Annotated in this window: 19 protein-coding genes and 1 pseudogene; 13 read left to right on the forward strand and 7 right to left on the reverse strand. The window is 40.3% G+C overall.

What is annotated here, in order from left to right:
* Positions 1-729, forward strand: a pseudogene (locus Q0212_RS13530) (hypothetical protein); the annotation flags it as partial.
* A gap of 71 nt (positions 730-800) precedes the next feature.
* Here the strand turns inward: Q0212_RS13530 and Q0212_RS13535 are convergent.
* Positions 801-2,165, reverse strand: coding sequence for a wax ester/triacylglycerol synthase family O-acyltransferase (locus Q0212_RS13535; protein ID WP_297926412.1), 1,365 nt, complete (start codon positions 2,163-2,165; stop codon positions 801-803).
* A gap of 256 nt (positions 2,166-2,421) precedes the next feature.
* On the opposite strand from Q0212_RS13535, the gene Q0212_RS13540 reads away from it, so the two are divergent.
* From Q0212_RS13540 to Q0212_RS13560, 5 genes are all read left to right on the forward strand, one after another.
* Positions 2,422-3,414, forward strand: a complete 993-nt coding sequence (locus Q0212_RS13540) for an aspartate carbamoyltransferase catalytic subunit (protein WP_297926414.1) — start codon at positions 2,422-2,424, stop codon at positions 3,412-3,414.
* A gap of 2 nt (positions 3,415-3,416) precedes the next feature.
* The gene (locus tag Q0212_RS13545; RefSeq protein ID WP_297926416.1) at positions 3,417-4,661 is read left to right on the forward strand and encodes a dihydroorotase; all 1,245 of its coding nucleotides are present in this window, start codon (positions 3,417-3,419) and stop codon (positions 4,659-4,661) included.
* 259 nt (positions 4,662-4,920) lie between these two features.
* Positions 4,921-5,328, forward strand: coding sequence for an RNA-binding protein (locus Q0212_RS13550; RefSeq protein WP_297926417.1), 408 nt, complete (start codon positions 4,921-4,923; stop codon positions 5,326-5,328).
* 196 nt (positions 5,329-5,524) lie between these two features.
* A complete protein-coding gene (glnK, locus tag Q0212_RS13555; RefSeq protein ID WP_297926419.1) occupies positions 5,525-5,863 on the forward strand; it encodes a P-II family nitrogen regulator in 339 nt (112 codons plus the stop codon).
* Between the two features lie 229 nt (positions 5,864-6,092).
* Positions 6,093-7,370, forward strand: coding sequence for an ammonium transporter (locus Q0212_RS13560; protein ID WP_297926421.1), 1,278 nt, complete (start codon positions 6,093-6,095; stop codon positions 7,368-7,370).
* A 254-nt stretch (positions 7,371-7,624) separates the two neighbouring features.
* Here the strand turns inward: Q0212_RS13560 and Q0212_RS13565 are convergent, their stop codons facing one another.
* Positions 7,625-10,120 carry an ATP-binding protein gene (locus Q0212_RS13565; RefSeq protein ID WP_297926424.1) on the reverse strand — a complete coding sequence of 832 codons (2,496 nt, stop codon included), beginning with the start codon at positions 10,118-10,120 and terminating at the stop codon, positions 7,625-7,627.
* A 139-nt stretch (positions 10,121-10,259) separates the two neighbouring features.
* Positions 10,260-11,501, reverse strand: coding sequence for a hypothetical protein (locus Q0212_RS13570; RefSeq protein ID WP_297926426.1), 1,242 nt, complete (start codon positions 11,499-11,501; stop codon positions 10,260-10,262).
* A 322-nt stretch (positions 11,502-11,823) separates the two neighbouring features.
* On the opposite strand from Q0212_RS13570, the gene Q0212_RS13575 reads away from it, so the two are divergent.
* Complete coding sequence (locus tag Q0212_RS13575; protein WP_297926428.1) at positions 11,824-12,384, forward strand: BLUF domain-containing protein; 561 nt, start codon at positions 11,824-11,826, stop codon at positions 12,382-12,384.
* A gap of 4 nt (positions 12,385-12,388) precedes the next feature.
* On the opposite strand, the gene Q0212_RS13580 is transcribed toward Q0212_RS13575, so the two are convergent.
* Both Q0212_RS13580 and Q0212_RS13585 read right to left on the reverse strand, forming a co-directional pair.
* Positions 12,389-13,984 carry an NAD(P)-binding protein gene (locus Q0212_RS13580; protein WP_297926429.1) on the reverse strand — a complete coding sequence of 532 codons (1,596 nt, stop codon included), beginning with the start codon at positions 13,982-13,984 and terminating at the stop codon, positions 12,389-12,391.
* Positions 13,981-15,492: a polyamine aminopropyltransferase gene (locus Q0212_RS13585; RefSeq protein ID WP_297926431.1), complete on the reverse strand. Its 1,512-nt coding sequence runs from the start codon at positions 15,490-15,492 to the stop codon at positions 13,981-13,983. Before Q0212_RS13585 ends, Q0212_RS13580 begins: the two co-directional genes overlap by 4 nt.
* Before the next feature lie 72 nt (positions 15,493-15,564).
* On the opposite strand from Q0212_RS13585, the gene Q0212_RS13590 reads away from it, so the two are divergent.
* The 5 genes from Q0212_RS13590 (at position 15,565) to Q0212_RS13610 (ending at position 19,075) form a co-directional block, all read left to right on the forward strand.
* Complete coding sequence (locus Q0212_RS13590; RefSeq protein WP_297926433.1) at positions 15,565-15,957, forward strand: DUF350 domain-containing protein; 393 nt, start codon at positions 15,565-15,567, stop codon at positions 15,955-15,957.
* A 37-nt stretch (positions 15,958-15,994) separates the two neighbouring features.
* On the forward strand, positions 15,995-17,032 hold the full coding sequence (locus tag Q0212_RS13595; protein ID WP_297926436.1) for an SPFH domain-containing protein: 1,038 nt from the start codon (positions 15,995-15,997) through the stop codon (positions 17,030-17,032).
* On the forward strand, positions 17,029-17,415 hold the full coding sequence (speD, locus tag Q0212_RS13600) for an adenosylmethionine decarboxylase (RefSeq protein WP_297926438.1): 387 nt from the start codon (positions 17,029-17,031) through the stop codon (positions 17,413-17,415). The genes Q0212_RS13595 and speD overlap by 4 nt, the downstream gene beginning before the upstream one ends.
* Before the next feature lie 75 nt (positions 17,416-17,490).
* The gene (locus tag Q0212_RS13605; RefSeq protein ID WP_297926440.1) at positions 17,491-18,906 is read left to right on the forward strand and encodes a DUF4178 domain-containing protein; all 1,416 of its coding nucleotides are present in this window, start codon (positions 17,491-17,493) and stop codon (positions 18,904-18,906) included.
* A 1-nt stretch (position 18,907) separates the two neighbouring features.
* Positions 18,908-19,075: a hypothetical protein gene (locus Q0212_RS13610; protein ID WP_297926442.1), complete on the forward strand. Its 168-nt coding sequence runs from the start codon at positions 18,908-18,910 to the stop codon at positions 19,073-19,075.
* 1 nt (position 19,076) lies between these two features.
* Here Q0212_RS13610 and Q0212_RS13615 read toward each other — a convergent pair whose 3' ends face one another.
* Entirely contained in the window at positions 19,077-19,964 is an 888-nt protein-coding gene (locus Q0212_RS13615; protein WP_297926445.1) for a cation diffusion facilitator family transporter, read from the reverse strand.
* A gap of 233 nt (positions 19,965-20,197) precedes the next feature.
* On the opposite strand from Q0212_RS13615, the gene Q0212_RS13620 reads away from it, so the two are divergent.
* Positions 20,198-22,711, forward strand: coding sequence for a hybrid sensor histidine kinase/response regulator (locus Q0212_RS13620; RefSeq protein ID WP_297926446.1), 2,514 nt, complete (start codon positions 20,198-20,200; stop codon positions 22,709-22,711).
* Here Q0212_RS13620 and Q0212_RS13625 read toward each other — a convergent pair.
* Positions 22,708-23,253, reverse strand: a complete 546-nt coding sequence (locus Q0212_RS13625; RefSeq protein ID WP_297926449.1) for a CAP domain-containing protein — start codon at positions 23,251-23,253, stop codon at positions 22,708-22,710. The genes Q0212_RS13620 and Q0212_RS13625 overlap by 4 nt on opposite strands.
* Between the last annotated feature and the right edge of the window lie 9 nt (positions 23,254-23,262).

Genomic DNA, 23,262 nt, shown 5'->3' on the forward strand with positions numbered 1-23,262 from the left:
CCATTAAAGAATGCAATCACCCCACAAGAAAAGTATGCAAAAGTAACCTCGTGGATTGATACGGCAATTGCCTATATGTATTGCAATAGCAATGATATGCAAAATGCAGCCACACAAACAGCAATAACATCTTCTGTATTCAGTACTGGAAATGGTGTTTATGTTACTGTTGATAATCTATGGCAAGCGGCTATTGTTTTTTCTGTGCGCCAATTAGTTAAACATACTTGGCTAAATCATAACGACCAATTTTTAAAACCAACTGAGATATTAACGGATGAGTTTAAAAATGATTGTTTAATATGGATGTTATTTCACGGAAAGAATTTAACCGCAAGTGCCAACGACTTAGACTGGAACGGCAAAAAATGGTCAATCGTTAATCACTTTATTCCGTTTACCGAAACCGAAGTCAATGCGCCAGAGCGTTTTGAATCGGATTTTATGGTGCAATATCTTAAAGGCAAAAAATTATCCACAGAAGCAAAAGCAGTATTAAACGAAGGCAAAAAATTGTGGCAAACCTATTTTAGCCAAACAGATGACCACCATACACGCCAAGAGTTAAAGTTAAATCGTGCCGATGTGGGGTGGTATCAAATTCGTAAAGCCTTAGAAGCGCGTAGCAAAGACGGAATACCTGTCAGTTTTGAAGCCTTTAAAACAGCCTATGACACACTCAGTGACAAACTACGCCCTCAAGTATTTGAATTAGGGTTTATGCGTTAGGTTTGTGATGCAGGTTATCATAACGATGAAGTTCCCTCTCCTAATTAGGAGAGGGCTAGGGCGAGGGGGCTTTATTTTGGTAAATGATTTTCCAACGCGGCCAACGCATCTTCCAAATAGTCCAACATTCTTTGTACACGCGGCACAGTATCACGACAAGCAATAATGCCAAAGTCTAAACTGTCCACATAACTATGAACCGTCATATTGACCGCATAACCATGCCAAATCAATGACACAGGATAGTTAGCCAACATTTTTGCACCGTGCATGTACAATGGCTCTTTCGGGCCGGGTACATTAGAAATCACCACATTAAACATCGTAGTGCGTCTGCCAGCCAACCCTGTGGCTTGGCCTAACATTAACGGCAAATTACTCAACACGGTAAAAGCATTAATATCGGCTTTTTCCATGTGTGATAGCCGATTTTTGGCCGCGTGCATTGACTCTTGAATGGCACGTAGTCTATCAACAGGATTGCCAATATCCGTTCCCAAGGTTACTTGCACCGCACTAATCGCATTACCATTATCATCACTGGCATCAGCTGCACGCACCGACACAGGTACTTGTGCAACTAAAGGTGTGGCAGGTAAGGCATCATAACTTTTTAAGTAATCACGCAAACAGCCACCACACATGGCCAAGACAATATCGTTAACCGTGGCATGATAGCCTTTGGCTACTGTACGAATTCGCTCCATTGGCCATGATTGTGCGGCAAAACGTCTAGCAGGGGTAACCCGATGATTAAGAATGGTTTTTGGGGCTTGAAATAACGCTTTGGCATTACTTTCGCGTGGCGTTTTTAACAAATCAACCAGTTGAGCCGCGCCATTGCTAAAGCTTTGGAGTGCTTCTTTGGGTGAGGGAGGCATGGGTAAACTACGCTTTTCCTTTTTGGGTAAGCGTTTTGTCCATTCTGATGACCAAATTGGAGGTAAGTCTTCATCGGCAGAACGCGCCATACGTGATTGCATTAGGCGAGTGGCTGCTACACCATCGACCATTGAGTGATGGATTTTGCTATAAATTGCAAAACGATTACCTTCAATGCCTTCGATTAAATAGCACTCCCACATTGGGCGGCGTTGATCCATGCGTTGGGCATGTAAACGTGATACTAAGGCTAATAACTCACGAATACGGCCGGGTTTGGGCAAGGCGGACGGACGAACGTGATATTCAATATCAAAATTGCCGTCTTTAATCCAACTAGCATCTAAGTTAAAAGGTAATACGCGCTGCAATTTTTGATTAAACGGTGCAGAAACATCATCTACTTGTAATAAGTATTGAAAAAAAGACTGCATATAATCATCAGGTGCGTTTTCGGGTAATTGAAACAACATCAAACCGCCAACATGCATCGGCGTTTCGGGAGTTTCCATCATTAACCAGCCAGAATCGAGGAGTTTTAATCGTTTAGCCATAATCCATCTCAACAAAAGCAAGGCTTTTTGCCTTGAAATATCGTCTAGCAAATGACTTATGTTGATACACAAGCCATAACACCTTTTTATTTATTAGGTCATTGTAACGTATATGAGTATTTTGTGAATCATTCTTGCGCATGTTGGTGCTTTTATTACTACAAATAGTTTCTTAACGGAGCTTACTCAAAACGTCAACAGACGGTTCTCTTTCTGCTAAAATCACGCCAACTTTCTTATAACACCGTAAATTATTATGCACTTGTCCTCAGCCCACACGCCCAGCCGCTTACAGCTTAATGCACAAGGTCGCCTTCGCCATTTTTTAACCACTGAAGGCTTAAATCGTGAACAATTAACCGAGATTTTAGATTTTGCCGAATCGTTTTTGGATCAAGATGGTGCAATTACTAATCAACCCTTATTAGCAGGGCGCACCGTAATGAATCTATTTTTTGAGGCTTCTACGCGCACCTTAACCACTTTCGCCGTGGCAGCTAAACGCTTGAGTGCCGATGTGGTCAATATTGATATTGCCAAGTCCTCTAATAGTAAGGGCGAAACGCTGCGGGATATGTTGTGGAATTTAGAAGCCATGACTGCCGATGCTTTTGTGGTACGTCATTCACAATCGGGTGCAGCACATTTTATTGCCAGCCAAGTGACACCAAAAGTCGCGGTGATTAATGCAGGCGATGGTCGGCACAATCATCCCACACAAGGTATGTTGGATATGTTAACCATTCGCCGTCATGCAGGCGATTTTAGTCAGTTAACGGTAGCGATTATTGGTGATGTGCGTCATTCACGCGTGGCGCGTTCAGAAATTTATGCATTGCAAACCTTGGGTGCAAAAGAAATTCGTGTGATTGCACCTCGCACCTTGCAGCCCAAAGACTTTCAACAACTCGGTATCAAGTTGTATGAGCGTTTAGAGCAAGGCTTAGAGGGGGCAGATGTAGTAATTGCATTACGGATTCAAAATGAGCGTATGGAGTCACCCTTATTAGCCAGTCCAGAAGAGTTTTATGCTTTATATGGTTTAACCCCACAAAAACTTGCCTATGCCAAACCAAATGCCATTGTCATGCACCCTGGCCCAATTAATCGTGGGGTAGAAATCGCCTCTGAAGTAGCAGATGGTCATCAATCGTTAATTTTAAAACAGGTCAATTATGGCATTGCAGTGCGGATGGCAGTTTTAGCCCTCACCATGCAAGGTCAAGTAACAGCACGTGGGGAAATTTAATCATGAGTCAAGCTGTATTACTCCAAGGCGGCCGTGTTGTTGATGTTGCCAGCAATTTAGATCGTGTGATGGATGTGTTGGTTGAAAATGGTCGTATGGTGGCTTTTGGTTCAGAAGCACGTGCCATGCCTCATCAACAGGTGCAAAATGTCACAGGTTGTTTGATTTTGCCTGCTTTTGTCGATTTGTGTGCCAGTTTGCGTGAAGGCGAAAAACAACACGGTTCGATTGCTAGTGAAACTAAAGCAGCCGCTAAAGCTGGTTTTGCTCATGTTGTCTTGCCACCAAATAGCAAATTAGTGATTGATAATGCTGCTATTGTTGCGCAAATTTTAGAGAAAAATCAGCAAGCTAATCAGGTCAATGTTTATCCTATGGGAGCATTAACCAAAGGTTTAGACGGCAAACAACCCGCCAATATGTTTGCTTTAAGTCAAGCTGGTTGTATTGCGGTGACTAATGCGCGTCATGGTTTGGCTAATGATGAAACTTTATTACGTTGTTTAGAATACGCAGCCTCTTTAGAGTTAACGGTGTTCTTTTATCCTGAAGAACCCAGTTTGGCCAATGGTTGTGCTCATGATGGTTTTACTGCATCACGTTTAGGTTTACCTGCTATTCCTAGTGTTGCTGAAACAGTTGCTTTAGCCAAACAGCTATTATTAGTCGAAGAAACAGGCGTTAAAGCTCACTTTAGCCAATTATCTTGCAAAGGTTCGGTTGAATTAATTCGTATTGCCAAAGCACGTGGTTTAAATATCACGGCGGATGTGGCAATGCACCAATTACATTTAACTGATGCGGCCATTGATGGTTTTAATAGTTTGGCACATGTCCGTCCGCCGTTACGTAGTGAAGAAGATCGTTTGGCCTTATGTGCGGCAGTACAGTCGGGTGTGATTGATGCGATTTGTTCACACCATCAACCCTTAAATGCAGCAGCCAAGTTAGCACCATTTCCTGCCACTGAAGCTGGTATCTCTGCTTTAGAAACAGTTTTGCCCTTAGGTTTAAAATTAGTGCGTGACGGAGTATTAACCGAAGATGTGTTATGGCGTGCTTTAACCATTAATCCAGCCAAAATTTTAGGTATCGAAGCAGGTGCATTACAACTCGGTGGAGGTGTCGTGATTGTTGATCTCGAAAAAACATGGTCTATTGCACCTGAAAATTTAATGTCAGCAGGACTTAATACCCCATTTTTGGGCATGATGGTGCAAGGACAGGTGGTTGGTTTATATCGTTAGACCCAAAAAGCCTGATTAAATTGTAACCAGTCTTCTCTAAGTAGCTTAAAACACCATAACTTTTTCAAGTAACTATCGTACATTGGCAATATGTAGGTTATACTCGAAAAATCACTAGCTGTAGCTTCGTGACTCGTTCGGTTGTGTTTTTGTGCAATGTGTCGGTCTGATCTGGTTTGTGGTGTTTGTTTAGGGTTTATAAAAAATTTGCAAGTCAAAATATAAACCCAGAGTTATCGTTCTTTGAGGAGTCCCTTTCATGGGCAATAAATTATATGTTGGCAACTTAAGCTATGGCGTAAGCAATGCCGATTTAGAGCAAGCTTTCTCTGCTCATGGTGCTGTTCGTTCTGCGATGGTTGTTATGGATCGCGAAACAGGCCGTTCTAAAGGTTTTGGTTTTGTAGAGATGGGTACTGACCAAGAAGCACAAACTGCAATCAGCGCATTACACGGTAAAGAAATGGCTGGTCGTACATTAACCGTTAACGAAGCTCGTCCAAAAGAAGAAGGCGCTCGTCGTGAAGGTGGTCGCGGTGGTTTCGGTGGCGGTCGTCGTGATGGCGGCGGCGGTGGTTTTGGCGGTGGTCGTCGTGATGGCGGCGGCGGCTTTGGTGGCGGTCGTGACCGTGATGGTTACGGCGGTGGTCGTGGTGACCGCTACTAATCGACAATTTAGATTGTCATAGATTGTAATTTAGATTTTTGAGTTTGGTTAGCAAATTTTTAGTGCAAAAAATACACTAAGAATAACGCAAAACTTAAGACCTAAGTTACAATATCGACCCTAGTTGGTTTAAGGCACTATCTATTGATAGCGTTTTAGATTATCTAGGGTTTTTTTTTGATAGGGGTTTGTAAAAATGAAAATGGTGAGTGCGGTAATTAAGCCGTTTAAATTAGATGATGTGCGTGAAGCATTGTCTGATATTGGCGTGACTGGTTTAACGGTGACTGAAGTTAAAGGTTTTGGTCGTCAAAAAGGCCATACTGAGTTGTATCGTGGTGCTGAATATGTGGTTGATTTTGTGCCAAAAGTTCGCTTGGACTTAGCGGTTAAAGAAGCTGATGTTGACCGCGTGATTGAGGTCATTTGCAAAGCTGCAGGTACTGGCAAAATTGGTGATGGTAAGATTTTTGTGACTGATTTATTGCAAGTTGTGCGTATTCGTACAGGTGAAACTAACGAGTCTGCCATCTAAGAAGTTGTCTTGGTAGATATTGTCTAACATTCATCATAAATCTTTCAGTTCATGGGTTTTTCGGTAAAAAGACCCTGTTTAACATCATGTGCTGATAAAAGATGCTCCTTGTTGCTGTTGGCAAGGGATTATGGCTTTTAGGTTTAACCGCGTAAGCCTGCATCTTAACCAATAAATTTGTCCTATTTTCTTTGAGATGATTATGTTTCCAAGAGTAATTGGAGCCACATTGTTGTGTCTTGCTCCGACTGTTTTTGCTGCTGATATGCCAGTAAATAGTGGAAATACTGCATGGATATTAACAGCAACCGCTTTAGTCCTTTTTATGTCCTTACCAGGTTTAGCGTTGTTTTATGGTGGTTTAGTCCGCAGTAAAAACGTTTTGTCCATTTTAGTGCAATGTTTTGCGATTGCCGCAATGATTAGTTTGTTGTGGTTAATCGGTTTTTATTCTTTAGCATTTACCGATGGTGGTAGTGCAAATGATTGGTTAGGTGGTACATCACGCATTTTGATGGCTGGCTTGGGTAAAGAAAACATGACGGGTGATATTCCCGAAGTGGTGTTTGCAGCCTTTCAAATGACCTTTGCTATTATTACGCCTGCCTTGATTATTGGTGCATTTGCCGAACGGATGAAGTTTTCCTCAGTATTAGTGTTTAGTGCCTTGTGGACTTTCGCTGTGTATGTGCCTGTTGCTCACTGGGTGTGGGGTGGTGGTTATTTTTTTAAAAATGGCTTAATTGACTTTGCTGGTGGCACAGTGGTGCATATTACCGCAGGTGTTGCGGCTTTAGTGTGTGCTTTAGTCTTAGGTGAGCGTAAAGGTTTTGGCAAAGTGGCAATGCCTCCACACAATTTAACGATGACCATTACTGGTGCAGGTATGTTGTGGGTGGGTTGGTATGGTTTTAATGCAGGCTCGGCGTTGGCTGCTAATGGTGCGGCAGGTATGGCGTTGTTTGTGACTCATATTGCTGCTTCGGCAGGGGCATTAACATGGATGGCTTGTGAATGGATTAAATTTGGTAAACCGTCTGGTTTGGGTATTGTGACTGGTATGGTAGCAGGTTTAGGTACGATTACAGGTGCGGCAGGTGTTGTTGGTCCAGCAGGTGCATTAGTTGTTGGCATTTTAGCAGGACTAATTTGCTTTTTTATGACCCAACTTATCAAAAAGATCCTCAAAATTGACGACTCTTTAGATGTGTTTCCTGTGCATGGTGTAGGTGGTATTTTAGGGACTTTCTTGGCTGGTATTTTTTGTAGCCCAAACTTAGGTATTTTTTCGGGTTTAGGTTATGCTGCTGGTCACGATAGTATTGCTAGTCAGTTATCTATCCAAGTGACTGGTATTGTGGTGATTGGTTTATATACTGCGATTTTAACGTGGGTTTTACTCAAATTAACTTCAATTATAACCAGTGGTTTACGTGTTAATGAAGATGAAGAGCGTGAAGGCTTGGATTTAATTGCACACGAAGAACGCGGTTACGATATTAAGTAACCTGAGTTTGGGATAAGAGAGCTTTATCTTATCGTTTTTATTGAATCTATTTAATTACAACGATGAAATTCCCCTCCTTGGAGGGGCTAGGGGTGGGTTAAAATGGACAGCAAAACACTGTTTTTAGCCTTAACACACCCCTAAATCCCCTCTAAAGAGGGGACTCCCCTTTAAAAACTGGAATTTTTACCGCGAACTCAGGTTAAGTAGTTTGGTTTCGATTCCGCTCCTTGAGCCGAGTCGAAGGGATAGTTTTACACAGTTAACCATTTAGCCAACACAGTCGCTAAAGCTTCTAAGTTAATTGGTTTGGCTAAATGCGCATCCATTCCTGCTTCTAAACATCGATCTTCATCGCCTTGCATGGCATTTGCTGTCAGTGCGACAATAGGAATTCTACGCAAAGTTAATACTTGTTCTTGGTTACGCCAACGTTTGGTTGCTTCAAAACCATCCATGACAGGCATTTGACAGTCCATCAGCACTAAATCAAACAAATTAGAGCTACTCAGTTGCATCAGTGCTTCACGACCATTTTGTGCTATTTCATAGTGCAAACCCAATTTTTGTAGCATTTTACACACAACTTGTTGATTGACTGGGTTGTCTTCAACCACCAAAATGGTAAATTGCTGTGCAAAAGTAGGTAAACTAATTTGAGTTTTTTCAGGGTTAATAGTTTGTTGCTGACTAATTTTGAGTGGCAATCTAAACCAAAAACGTGAACCCTGACCTAATTGGCTTTCACAATGAATTTCGCCACCCATCAATTCAACCAAGTGACGGCAGATAGTTAAGCCTAAACCTGTGCCACCATAACGGCGTGTCGTTGAGCTGTCAGCTTGAGTAAACGGTTGAAAAATACGTCGTTGTTGCTCCTCGCTTAAGCCAATACCTGTATCAATGACATTAAAGGTTAAGTGGGCATTTTGTTGGTCTAAATGATTAATTTCAATTTTAAGCGTGATGGAGCCTGTTTCGGTAAATTTAATGGCATTATTTAACAGATTTAGTAATACCTGTTTGATACGGTCAGCATCTCCTTCCAACATGAGCGGTAAGTGTTCGGGTATATCTTTATATAGGGGTAAATGTTTTTGCTCGGTAATGGGGATAATTAAATTAATGACTTCTGTAATGAGTGACTCCGTACGGAAAGCATAGTTTTCAATAGGAAGTTTGCCTGCTTCAATCCTTGAAACATCTAAAATATCATTAATAATTTTTAATAAAATATTAGCAGAGTTTTGAATGGTCTCAGCAAAATCACGTTGTTCGGTATTGAGTGGAGTATCAAGTAATAAGCTCGACATGCCAATGACGCCATTCATGGGAGTACGAATTTCATGGCTCATCATGGCTAAAAATTCACCTTTACTGCGATTGGCTTCTTCAGCTTGATCTTTAGCATGACGTAATTCTTGTTCGTGACGGCGACGTTCACTCACATCATCTAATACGCCTGCAATAGTTGGCGTATCTAAATTATGTTCAGAGGCGAGAGCCAAACGTAAGGATACCCATTTTTGTGTACCCATTCGTAGTTTAAACTCAGTGGCCGAAACTTTGCCTTCGGTACAAAAGCGATGCCAAAAAAGTCTAAATTTGGGTTGATGTTCAAAACAAATAATATCAATCAAGGGGGCAGGGAATTTATCTTGATAGGTTAATTTAGAAAAAACGGGGTTAGCCCATGTAATTTGACCATCAAAATTGGCCGAAAAAATGCCTGTTGGAATCACATCACTTAAGGCGTTACGCCAAACAACAGAGCTGTTTAAGGCATTACGAATCCGTTTGGTGCTATACATCCAAAAACTATCAATTAAAACGCCTGCTAACCAAATAAATAATAACCACATATATAAACGTTGGTTAAGTGCATTTACTTCACGTTCAATCCACGTTTTTCGGCTTAAAACTTGAATAGACCAACCCATATTGAGTTTCTTTTCTAAGATAATCCATTGTTTTTGGTTTTTAGTTGGTAAAATATCGCTAATTTTAATATCCAAAATGCTTTTAGCTTGTTTGAATTGTTTTAATAAAGCTTGGCTATGAGGATATGCAATTAAGTGTTGGTTTTTACTGTCACTAATAAGAATGATTTCTTGTTGATTAGTACTGTATTTTTTTAATAGCTCCTCAAGTTGTGGGAGGACTATATCAATCGACACAATACCTTTAGCATCACTGTATAACGGAAAACTACGCCCACAACTGATATACATTACACCATTATCTAAATAGGGATTAGTGCATTGTTGTTGACCTCGGCCAGATAAAATGATTTTAAACCATTCCTGTTTTTGAAAATTATAACTTTCTGACATCCAGTCATAAGTTAGTGTCACTTTCTTGTTTTGATAATAAGCATAAGGCCCATAAAGTGGATAGCGTGGATGTGGCGATTGTCCTTGTTTAAACCAAATTCCCATACCATAAATATTTTCTGGCGAAGAGGCACGCAGTAGATTGGTAAGAGTTTGTTCTAAGAGAGTGGGATTATTAGAATAACTAGCACTTAATATACTTAAATTTAGAATCTGTTGGCTAATCGTATTAAATGTATTATCAAGATCATCAGCAATCAATTCAGCTTTTTGATGTTGATGTTGTTCGATCAGTTGTTTTTCATGTTGAATATAGGGTTGAAAGGCTAAGATAACAGTAATACTCGCGACAACACATAAAGCGATGACGACAAGACCTGTCGTTGAACGAAGTAAGTGTGGGCGGTTGATATTCATGTGTGTACTAATAATAATAAAAGCGAGTATGGCTGATTAAAAAGCCTCATTCAGAACTTAACACAGAACATCTTGGCTGCACAGAATCTAAAGCAAGATTTTTATTGTAGGGGCAAGCTTTGTGCTTGCCCTTTTTAAATTAGTTAATCAAACCCAACTCGGCCAATAGTTGATAAATAGCAATAATAGCGGCTTTGCGTGGGAAGGGATGATCCAAATTAGGTGAAGTCATGCGAATCGCACGAGGGAAAGGTGGATAAGAAATATCCCAATGATGGCCATGTAACATTGCAGCATGGGCTGCCATTGGAATTTTGAATTTTGCTTGCTCTTGCGTGACTTGCATATCGTTATTGCCGTCATAACGAGTTAGGTTTAGGCAGTCCGCCATTTGGAAAGTCGGCACTTCGAGGGCAGTGGTGGCCGCAGTAATATTAATAATCGGAATGTTTAAATCATCTAATAATTGATGATATTGTTTATAAAATTCATTACGTGCATGCGTGGTTAAGCTGTGTACTGCACCTTTGATGTCATATTCATCCAAACGGCGTAAAGAGCCTTTGCGGGTAATTTGTGGGGCTAATAATTGCAAAAAGTCATGCAAACGACCTGTTAACAAATCGGTGTCAGCATTCTTAATGAGTTCATAAAAGTTATCGGCCATGTATGAGCCGCCAATCGCACCAGCCCATGTCACCACACATTGTACTTTGCCATCTAACTTATCGTGATGTTGCGCTAAGGTGCTTAAAATATCAGGTGCGCCTTTGCTATAACCCATTAAAAATACTTTATCAGGTGCATTTGGGGTACGGAATTGGTCGCTTGCTGCACCTGGATTAGATTTAAATCCTTTGCCTTCTAAAATCGCGGCTAATAAATCGGCTTGATTGGCTTCGCAACTACGAACAGGATGAAGATCGGCCTGAAAAATCTTCCAACCATATTCTTCTTCTAACTGTGGAAACTCTGCCGAAAAAGCATGAGCAGGCAATAAACCATTAATAAAGCCGGGACAAAAAACCAATGTGTCATCAATTTGCATACTGGCTTGCACAGTGGGCATATTTAATTGCCATTCAGTTAAATGGGTGTCACCTTTTAAAAAACGTTCAGCAATTTTTTGTTCGGCACAACGTTTGTCTTTACCTAAACCAAGTTTTTTAGTCGCTACTTTTACTGCGTGTTTGTCGTGTACAGCCGCTTGAATAAACAGATTACGCCAGCGTTTGCCAATCCATTCTTTGACATAAGGATCGGCAAAAGTTCGCTTGTTTTGTGCTAATTGCTCTCTAACCAATTTGATAACGGCCAAATAGTCGCCGTGTTGTTCTAAGTGTTTGAGTTCTTTGGCTAAAGGACTAAGCGCGTAAGGCATGATCTTTCTCTTCTAAAAGTTTATGTTGTTATCTTATAGAGAAATAGTATGTTGCTCTTTGGAAATAATGCCAATTATTTGATGGATAAAGACAAGATGTGCTGTGGTTAGATTGAAAAAATAGACGGTTATCAAAAAACTAAATTTACCCACCTAAAAATACACGATTAACCATTGGTCGTATTAATTTATTGTTTTATCTACAAAATGTTTTTGTCCATATTTTGTATAACTAAATCCATGAAAATTATATGTCAATATTGTTTTTGTACTATACAAAAATCTAACAAGCTAGTTAGCTTTAAACAAACAAAGGTGATTTATGTCAACTCAGCCATTATATAGACTAACTTATGCGAGTCGTTCAACCTTTAAGCCGTTTCTTAATGAGGGTGGTGTTGATGGTAATATTGCACAAATCTTAAATACAGCGCGCGAATCTAACAAAAAAGCAGGTTTAGTAGGTGCGCTATATTATGGTAATGGTTGTTTTTTTCAGTGTTTGGAAGGTAAGAAAGAACAAATAGATTTATTATTTGGAAAGTTATTAAAGGATAGTCGTCATCAAGATTTAAAAATATTGAGCTACCAACCCATAGTAAGTTCTGGTTTTAGTAGCTGGGAAATGAAGTATGCAACCATTGATAATGAGGTAAGAAGCTTTTTACGTCAGTATGGCATTACCAAGTTTGATCCTTATAAATTTAACGACCAAATGACTGCTAATTTGGTGGAAATGTTGCAAAAAGCAGATGAAGCTAATCAAGAAGATATTTGGGTTGATGGAAATAGTATGGCTTTGGCAAGTTATCAAAATACTAATTTGATGATGATTGCTATTGCGAGTATCTTAGTTGTGTTGATGCTTGTTTATTTGCTATGAGTTTTTAAGCAATAATCTTATTCGCCGCTTGCCAACCCCACCAAGCGGCTTCCTCAAAAATCGAATAGCCCGACAAATCACTATGGGCAAACAACACTTTGCCATCGGCTTGTTGTAAATATTGACGGCTTTTGTTGGTTAAAAAGCCAACAGTAGGCGCAGCCATTGCATGACCTCGTACACATAACTCCACACCTTTAACGCTTGTCCATAACTGTGTACCGTAAGCGGTTTTTAAATCAGCAATACCGATGTCTAGGAGTTCGCTCGTGGTTGCAGTGCTTAGCCATTGACGAGTGGCGGTGCTTGGCGAATTAAAAGCATGATAAGCAGTAAACACGGTGTATTGCGGTTTAGCTGCACGTAACCATTGATGGGTGGCAACTACATAACCCAAGTGTGGACTACCATAAACCACATTATCCCAAGCTAAACTATGGCCTTTTAGCTCTTGCGGAAATTTATCTACATAAAAGTTACTCACCAACCACGGCGCATGAACAGGCATATCTTGTTGCCAGTTTATGCCATCACTTTTGAGTTGAGGCAGTAAATGTTTGGTGACGTGTAAAGGCATGGCACAAATAACTTGTTGCGCCTTGATGTTAAAAATTTTGTTTGATGTCGTATCCAAATACAACACATTTACGCCATCTTTTTGTTCTTGAATATTGAGCGCAAAACCATTAACTAGCTGCTGCTGACGCGGTAGCATTTTTGCGGCAAGATGCTGTAAACCTTCAGGCCACGTTAATACGGTGTTATCGCTAGCATTAGCCGCTAAGCCATGACGACTAGCAAAATAATGAATGCCTGCCCATGCCGAAATCTGTTGGCTATCTAAGCCATAATCATCTTTACAGGCATAGTCTATATACCAACCTAAGGCAGCATCGTTAAAACCTTGTTGTTTTAGCCATTGAGCAAAAGTTAAGTTATCTAAAGCTCGCCATGTATCATCCATCGAACAACTGGCAAGTGGAATGGTAAAAACAGGCTTGCCGTCATTGCCATGTTGTTGTTGATAGTCATTCATGAGCTGAAAAAATCGTTGTTGTTGGTCTTGGCTGTTTTTATTGGGGTGTGCTAATAAACCATCGTGCCATTGTTGGTTTATTAAAATACGCTCATCAGATGCATGGACTAAAGATAGCTCATCATAAGTAGGTCGCAGGCTAAAAGCATCTTTTTCAATAATTTGCCACGCAGCCAACATTTCCCGAATATGGGTAGACTCTAGGGTAGGCAAAGGTAAATAATGGCCGCCTCGTGGATAAGGCACATCTTGCCATTGTCCTGCATTGGCGTTACCAAAACGTTCACCGCCAATCAGCAATAAAAAGTCGTGATAACCTTGCTGTTGTAAGCGCCATGCCGCCGTTAAGCCAGCTATGCCACTGCCAATAATCAACGTGTCAATACGACGCTGACCTTGAGCAGCAGGTAATTGCTTGAGTTGACGTAGATAATGTCCTTGCTGCATGGCAGGTTTTAAAACCTTAATCGGCAACCACGGTGGCACATCAAGCCATGAGCCATAATCTTGGCAGGCGGTTAATAAACTGGCGGCTGTGCCTGTAATAAACTGCCGCCGTTTCATCGAATCACTCGTGACCAATCTTGCTCAAAATAATGGACGAGCATTTGATTATTGAGTCTATTAGCTTCTACCTTAACTGGCTGCATATCGGGTGGAAATTGAAACATTAGCGCGGTACTGGCAGCATCTAAAAACTTCATTGGCAGGCTGTACTGTTGTGGCGGTTGATAATTGCCTGTTAAGTCGGCCAACACATAACCCCATTCGCCAAAAGACGGTACTAAGATATGATAGGGATAGGTAAAAAATCCTGCTTCTTTTAAGGTAGTATCAATACACCAAAACGATTGGCGGGCAAAAAAAGGCGAGGTGGATTGCACCACAAACAAGCCATTAGGTTTTAAATGTTGTTTGACTAATCGGTACATGGGTACAGAATATAATTTGCCTAAACCAAAGTTAGAAGGGTCTGGCAGGTCGGCAATAATCACATCAAATGGTTGCTGCTGTTGTTCTAACCAATGACCTGCATCGGCATTTATCACGGTGACTTTTTTATTTAGTAAAGCACTGTGATTAAGTTTGGTGAGTTCGGCATTGGTGCTAAATAAACTGGTCATCGCAGGGTCTAAATCGACTAAGGTGACGTGTTCAATGTGTGGATAACGCAAAATCTCACGTACAGCCAAACCATCACCGCCACCTAGCACTAATACTGTTTTTGCTTGTGGTCGTGTCGCTAAGGCAGGGTGTACCAAGGCTTCGTGGTAGCGGTATTCATCTCGGCTAGAAAATTGCAAATTGCCATTAATATATAAGCGCAAGTCATCTTGCCAACGGGTAACAATTAAACGTTGGTACGGTGTGCTTTGGGCATGAATAATCGGGTCGGCAAAAATTTGTTGCTCTGACCAAGAGACTAATTTATCACTGCCAACAAACCCTAACACTAAAAAACCTAAACTTAAAATCGCCCGATTACGCTGCCGAGAAACCGACTGTAATTGATCTTTAAACCTGTAAATTGTCCATGCGGCTACGGCGGCATTACTAATACCAAACAATAATGCACTACGCGCCAAGCCAAGTTTAGGCGCTAAAATGAGTGGAAAGAGTAGTGAAACCGCTAAGGCACCCAAATAATCAAAGGTTAACACTCGACTGATTAGCGCACTAAATTCGGCTTTATGTTGGTTAAGAATGCGCATCACTAGCGGAATTTCCATGCCCACCAACATGCCAATAATTAATACAAGGGCATACAACACTGTTCTAAACGGCATCGACAACCATGCAAAAATCACAAATAGCAATGTTGCCGATAAACCCCCAATTAAACCGACTAATAGTTCAATTTCGATAAAGCGGTCTAATACTTTATCTTCGGGCACATATTGCGCTAGGTGTGAGCCAATGCCCATGGCAAATAAATAACAGCCAATAATTGTAGAAAACTGTAAAATCGAATCGCCTAATAAATAACTGGCTAAGGCCGCAGTAATGAGCTCATAGGCTAAGCCACAAGAAGCAACGACAAAAACAGAAAAAATAAGGGTACGGTCGAGCATAACAATTTTTATAGGCGATAAGTTAGAAGTGCGGCATAATAACCTTAAACAGTTTTCGAAGGAAACGACACGATGTTATCAACGTATATTTATAACTATATTATCTATTTATTAGCGAGTTTGGCGATGATGGGTGTGTTTTCGCTGATTTATACCAAAATTACCCCTTATGATGAATTAAAAATGATTCGTGAAGGCCAAACGGCTGCGGCTTGTAGTTTTGTGGGTGCATTATTGGGTTTTTCCTTGACCTTAGCCTCAAGTATTATGCATAACGATAATTTAGTGGCGTTTGCAGGCTGGGCAAGTGCAGCAATGGCGGTGCAATTGTTGGTGTATGCTTTGGTGTCTCGAATTATGCCCGAAATCCATAATGAATTAGATAACAATAATGTGGCGATGGGTGCATTATTGGGTGGTGTGTCTTTAACTTTTGGTATTATTAATGCGGCGTGTTTGTCTTAAACACATTGGCATCCCAAAAACAAACAGGAGTCTTAACATGGGTTTATTTTCATTTGTTGCCAAGCAATTTGTTGATGTCATTGAATGGGACAATCAACCAGATGGCCAATTAATGTGGCGTTTTCCGTTTACTGACAACGAAATTCAATATGGCGCACAACTGACGGTGCGTGATGGTCAAATAGCAATTTTTGTCAATGAAGGCCAAGTCGCTGACGTATTTACCGCAGGCTTATACAAACTCGAAACTCGTACCTTACCAGTGTTAACCAACTTAAAAAATTGGGATAAGTTGTTTGCCTCGCCGTTTAAATCGGATGTGTATTTTGTGAGCACCCGTTTACAGTTAGGCCGCAAATGGGGTACTCCTCAACCCATTACCATTCGTGATAGCGATTTTGGCATGGTACGTTTGCGTGCTTTTGGTATGTACTCTTATAAACTCACTGATGCCCAAAAGTTTTATACCAGTATTACAGGCGCAAACAGCACTTATACCGCCGAACAATTAGAACCACAATTGCGTAACCTGATTGTTGCTAATATCAGCACGGCAATGGCCAGTTCGGGTGTACCATTTTTGGATATGGCCGCCAACCAAGGTTTAATGGCGGACAAAATTAAAGAAGTGTTAAAACCGTTATTTGTTAATTATGGTGTAGAGCTAGACAATTTTGTTGTGGAAAATGTGTCTTTACCCGAAGAATTGCAAAAAGCCATAGATACCCGCATTTCGATGGGCATGATGGGCGATTTAAACAAATACACCCAATATCAAACCGCCAATGCGATTCCTTTAGCCGCACAAAATGAAGGCGGAATGGCAGGTGTAGGCGCGAGTATGGCTGCAGGCATGGCAATGGGACAAGCGATGGCAGGGGCAATGAATAAAGCCTTTAATCCTGCTGCGGTGGCACAATCAGTATTGGGTGAACAAACAGCCTCTGCTGCACCAGCCAGTGATGATCCAACCGCTAAATTAGAAAAACTGAAAGGTTTATTAGATAAAGGCTTAATCAGCCAAGCCGATTATGATACTGCTAAAGCCGATGTGTTGAAGAAGTTGATGGGATGAAACCCCTAGGACAACACTATTTACTGGAGTGTGATGGGGTAGAGCCAAGCTTGTTGGCCAACCCCGAGCAACTGGAACCGATATTGCGCCAAGCCGCACAGCAGGCACAGGCGCATATTGTCTTTGCTCATTTGCATCACTTTGGCGAGGGGCAAGGTGTAACGGGTGTGTTGGTGTTGCAAGAGTCGCATATCACCATTCATACGTGGCCAGAATATGCCTATGCAGCCTTAGATGTGTTTATGTGTGGTCAAGCCCAGCCACAATTAGCGATTGCCTATTTAATTGAGCAATTACAACCTCAGCAACATCGTTGGCAAATGATTGAGCGACAATCTTTCGCATTAAGCTCCCTCGCCCCTTTGGGGAGAGGGCAGGGGTGAGGGGTATAAGCAACCCCACCCTAACCCTCCCCTAAATTAGGGGAGGGAATATTTTAAAAGGAAACCCGACCGCTTATGTTTAAAGCTTTTTGTCCCAGTTGTGGTGCGGATGTACCGTTTAAATCACCTGCATCCGTGATGGCGGTGTGTGACTATTGCCAAACCACGGTGTTAAAAGATGCCGATAGTGTCAAAGATATTGGCAAAATGGCCAGTATTTTGGAGGACTATAGCCCATTACAAATTGGTACAACAGGTATTTACCAAAACCAAGCCTTTACGGTATTGGGACGGATTCAGCTCAAATATGACGATGGTTTGTGGAACGAATGGTACACCTTTTTTGATAATGGGAAAGAAGGTTGGCTGTCCGAAGCCTCTGGCCAGTATGTGTTTACCTTTGCCGATGGTGTGGCCAATGATGCACCAGCCTTTGAAAGTTTACGACCATTAAGCAAATATCGCCTGTATTCAGCCACTGATGTACGTACTGCTCGTTGTACAGGTGGGCAAGGCGAATTACCGTTTAAAGTCGGTAAAGGTTGGAAAACCCAAACCGCCGATTTTAGAATTAAAGATAATTTTTTAACCTTAGATTATTCTGATGGTGTTCCACCGCAACGCTATGTCGGTAAAGCCGTTGAATTAGATCAATTACAATGTCAATTATTGCGTGACCAAGACGCGATTCATGAAAGTGCAGGCCGCATTAAAGGCCAAATGCAGGCGTTGGACTGCCCAAGCTGTGGCACGCAAATTCCTTATGCCAATCAAGAATTTAAACATATCGTTTGTCCTGCCTGTAGTGCTAATGTCGAATTAACCGAAAGCAAAGCGATTGTGGTCGAAAAGCACCAACAGCAAAGTTATAAACAAACGAATTTAAAGTTAGGTGATCTTGGCAATATAGATGGCGTGCAATATACCATTATTGGGTTATTGCAAGCCGCTGAAATGGACGATTACTCAACCATGCCGTGGACGGAGTATCTGTTATACAACGCAGATAAAGGCTTTTTGTGGTTAGTAGAAAGTAGTGATGGTTGGGAAAAGGTTAAAGTTCTCAACGAAATGCCTGATAACAGTCGAGATAATTTGCGTTATCAAGGTAAAACATGGAAAAAACTGTGGACATATCGTGCCAAAGTGGGCTATGCCGCAGGCGCGTTTAATTGGCGAGTCAAAGTGGGTGATATTACCGAAATTACCGACTACCAAGCTAATGAGCAAAAAATCAGTGCCGAAAAGACTGCCCAAGAAGTAACTTGGAGCTTGGCGCAAAAAGTGCCTAAAGCTTTGGTCGAAAAATGGTTTAATAAAACACTTGCCCAAGCAGCAACACATCAACTGTATGATAAAAAAGGCTTATTTAAGTTTTTTATTGTGATTTTATGGCTAATTAATTTACCAATTATTATTTTTGGTTCTGGTAGTTTGATTCTGACCTTAATTGCCAGTGCGGTGTTATGGTTTTTGGCCATGGGGACGTAATATGACGCAAACCAACTATGTATTGTGGGCAATTATTATTATTTTTATTACCACGTCCATCAATTTATCAACTAGCTCTAGTGGTGGTAGCTCTTCTAGCTCCAGCCGTAGCTGGAGTAGTGGCAGCAGTAGTGGTGGATGGTCTTATGGTGGCGGTGGGCATAAATAAACTAAAAATGATGCTTGGACGGTGCTTCAATCGGTTCTAAATGCGTAAGTACATGACAACCTTGGATTTGTTGTTCAATATCAGTTTCAATTATATCTACTAAATCATGGCCTTGTTGCACCGACCAATTGCCATTCACTAAGATGTGTACAGAAATGAATTTACGTGCACCTGCTTGGCGGGTTTTTAAATTTTGATAAATAATTCCATGTTCATGACTGTAATTATCTAAAATATGTTTAATCTGTTCCACTTCGGCATAAGGCAACGCTGCATCCATTAAACCTGCGACTGAGCGATATAATAAACTCCAACCCGTCCATAAAATATTCAAAGCAACGGCAATGGCAATCAAGGCATCTAAAACGTACCAACCTGTTAGCGCAATGGCAATGATCGCAATTAATACGCCAATGGATGTCCATACATCGGTCATTAAATGGTGTGCATCGGCTTCTAGGGTAATAGAGTTATATTTTTTTGCTGCTTTGAATAAAATAAGCGAGGTGATTAAATTAAATGCAGATGCTAATAGTGAAACCGCAAAGCCCCAGTTAAAGGCTTCTATGGGTTGTGGGTGAAATAGACGTGGCCATGCTGCACCAATAATACTAATTGCGGCAACAAAAATTAATGCCCCCTCAAAACCACTCGAAAAATACTCGGCTTTACTATGGCCAAAGGCATGGTCATCATCCGCAGGACGAGCGGCAATATTAAGCATGGTTAAAGCCATGACCGCCGCACCAACATTAACAATAGACTCAATAGCATCAGATAACATACCCACAGAGTTTGTCATCCAATAGGCAACTATTTTGAGACCTAAGGTAAAAAAAGCAGTGGCAATGGATAGCCACGCATAACGCGTTAAATTAGCTTGAGACATGTGGTGAATATATTATGTACAATAAGTTTAAATTGGGCTTAACTATACAATAGCTTATGCCTTAAAGGCCATGTTTTTAGCCACTAATAGACTACTTTAGGACTTACACGGTTATCGTTTATTTGTACGCATTTAACGGTTTTATGCTTACAAAACGTGCTTGTTTCGACTTTTCTCAACACAAGCTTTCGATGAAATGCCTAAGTCCTATATTTAATAAGAAGAATTGATCAATGCTGCGTATCAATTTGCACGATGCCTATAAAACTTTATGTTTACTGCTCAATATGATGTTGAGTATATGTGCTTGGTCTGCGCAAGAAATTGTTCTCACAGATAAAACAGAGAGTCTTAGCATTAGTAAGCAAATTTATTATTTTGCTGATAATAGTCTTGAGTATCAATTGGCTGATATTTTGCGAGATGAGCAAAGAAATAAAAATATTTGGCAAACAGCTAATGGTTTTATTCCTAATTATGGTTTTACTCAAGCGGCTTATTGGGTAAAAATTATTATAAATAATAAAAGTCAAAAAAAAGATTGGATTGTTTATTTTGAATATCCACTGATGGATCATATTGAGTTATATGTGCCAGAAAATGGTCATTATAAAACTTATATTTCGGGAGATAGTTTACCAGTTTCTAAAAGATATATTAAAGATCGAGGTTTTGCCTTTCCTATTACCCTTGATAAGCAAAATAGCCAAGTATTATATATGAAGTTGCAAAGTCGCGATTCGATGATTATTGCGCTTGATGTGATGACTCATGATGCCTTTCGTGCCGAGCAACAAAATGTGGGTTTTTGGTTTGGTATGTATTATGGGGCAGTATTAATTATTCTTTTATATAACCTATATTTATATTTTGTTTTAAACGATAAAAACTATTTTTATTATGTTGTTGTCTTATTCTGTTATGTATTAATCGAGTTAAGTTTAAATGGCATGGGGTCAGTTTATTTTTGGGGAGAAGTACCAGAATTAGCCAAACGAATTAGGCCATTAGCTATTTGTTTATTTTCTTTTGCCTGTTTGGTATTAACAGTTTCTTTTTTAGATATAAAATCTGTAAAATTTTTAAATTTAAATATTATTTCTATTTTTATTGCTGTAATTTTTATAGGACTGATTGGCTCCTTTATTTTTCCTTTTACCCTTGCTATTCAAGTTGCCATGATTATCGCCTTTGTTGCGGCTCCTGTGATGTATGCAACAGGTGTATATGTATGGCAACAAGGAAATAGGATTGGTAAGTATTTTACGATTGGTTGGAGTGGGGTAGTTGTTGGCGGCATGGTTAATGTGTTGCGGGCATTTGATATTTTACCTGTCAATTTTTGGACAACCTATGGCGCGCAATTGGGGTCTATAACTACGTTATTAATTTTAAATACCGCATTAAGTGACAGAGTGCGTTTGTTACAACAACAAAGCGAAAAGTCACAGCAAGACAAAATTTTAGAACAAGAAGAAATTAATCGCTTATTAGATCGTATGGTTAAAGTTCGTACCCAAGAATTATTATTAAAAACAGAAGAAGCTGAACGAGCAAAACAACAAGCTGAAAGTGCTGCAAGAGCTAAAAGCGAATTTTTAGCTAATATGAGTCATGAAGTACGTACACCCATGAATGGTATGATAGGCATGACACAATTGTTGGCAGATACCTCTTTAAATTATGAGCAAAAACATTATATCAATACCATTCAAGCGTCTTGTGAAGCGTTATTAAGAATTATTAATGATATTTTAGATTATTCAAAAATTGAGGCTGGTAAATTAGCCATCGAAAATACGAATTTTAATCTTCATCAGCTACTGACAGAGTGTGCCTCGTTATTTGCTGTATCTGCCAAAGAGCGCGAATTGCCCATTTATACCCAAATTGCAAGCGATGTCCCCCAATGGATGGTGGGTGATCCAACACGTATTCGTCAAGTTATCATTAATATGTTGGGGAATGCTTATAAGTTTACCGAAAGAGGTGCTGTAACTTTACGCGCCAAATTACGTGAAGATAAAGGTAAAGATGGGGTATATATTTTATTTGAGGTAGAGGATACAGGCATTGGTATTACTAGCGAGCAACGTGAGCGTTTATTTCAATCGTTTTCCCAAGCCGACTCATCTGTTACTCGCAAATATGGTGGAACGGGTTTGGGATTAGCCATTAGTCGTTCATTGGTTCGTTTGATGAATGGTGATATTGGTGTCAAAAGTATTCCCAATCAAGGATCAACGTTTTGGTTTTATGTACAGTTATATCATGGTATTCAACCCATCAAAAAGCATCATATAGAACCTAACCAAACGCCATTTGTTTATCCAAATTTGTCAGGTTTGCATGTATTGATTGCAGAAGATAATCCAACCAATCAAATGGTGATTGTGGGTATGCTCAAAAAATATCAGATTGAGCCAATAGTTGCTGTTGATGGCCAAGATGCCTTGAGCAAAGTGATGGCCAAACCTGAATACTTTGATGTGATTTTTATGGATTGTGAAATGCCCAAAATGGATGGTTATACAGCAACCAAAGAAATTAAAGCATGGATCAATCAGCATCGTTTTAATGATGTCTTGATTTTTGGGGTAAGCGCACACGCCTTAGCAGAATATCAACAACAGGGTTTGGCATCAGGCATGAACGCCTTTATTGTTAAACCACTCAAACAGCAGGATTTATTACAAGCATTGACACAAGTGATGGCGCATAAAATGAAGCAGAAGTTGGCACGTTAATAAGGTGCTTCACCCTCGTAGTTGCCAGCAGGATCATAATGACAAGCTAAATATGTTTTGCCATTGCCTTGCGCTAAGGCACAACCTACTTGGTAGCTATAACGCCAAACAATTTGCGTATAATGGCCAACCATTCCACCTTTAGTGACTTGTGGAAATAGACCATAAACAAAATCTTTCTTTTCCGCACCCCAAGCATCAACCATATCTTTTAAGGAGTACGCGCCTGTTGTGCCGCGCCATAAATTCTCGCCATATTCAACATCAGAGTGTTTAAATTCATTGTTTGCAGCTAAATGATCCGCCCATGTTTGTGCGCTTTTTGCTAATTCGTCAGACCAAACATAAGGCAATAAACCTAATTCTTTACGATATGGTAAGTGCGCATCTAATAAGGTTTTGGCATCAATAACAAGATTATTATGAGCAGGACTATTGGTCGGCTGTTTATCATCTGCAGAAACTAAAGCTCCATAAGCTTCTGCATAACAAAAATGACTAAATAAAAGGGTTGTCATGCCAATTAGTAAACGTGCAAGCATAAAATATCC

The sequence above is a fragment of the uncultured Agitococcus sp. genome, from assembly GCF_937920075.1.
GTDB lineage: Bacteria > Pseudomonadota > Gammaproteobacteria > Pseudomonadales > Moraxellaceae > Agitococcus.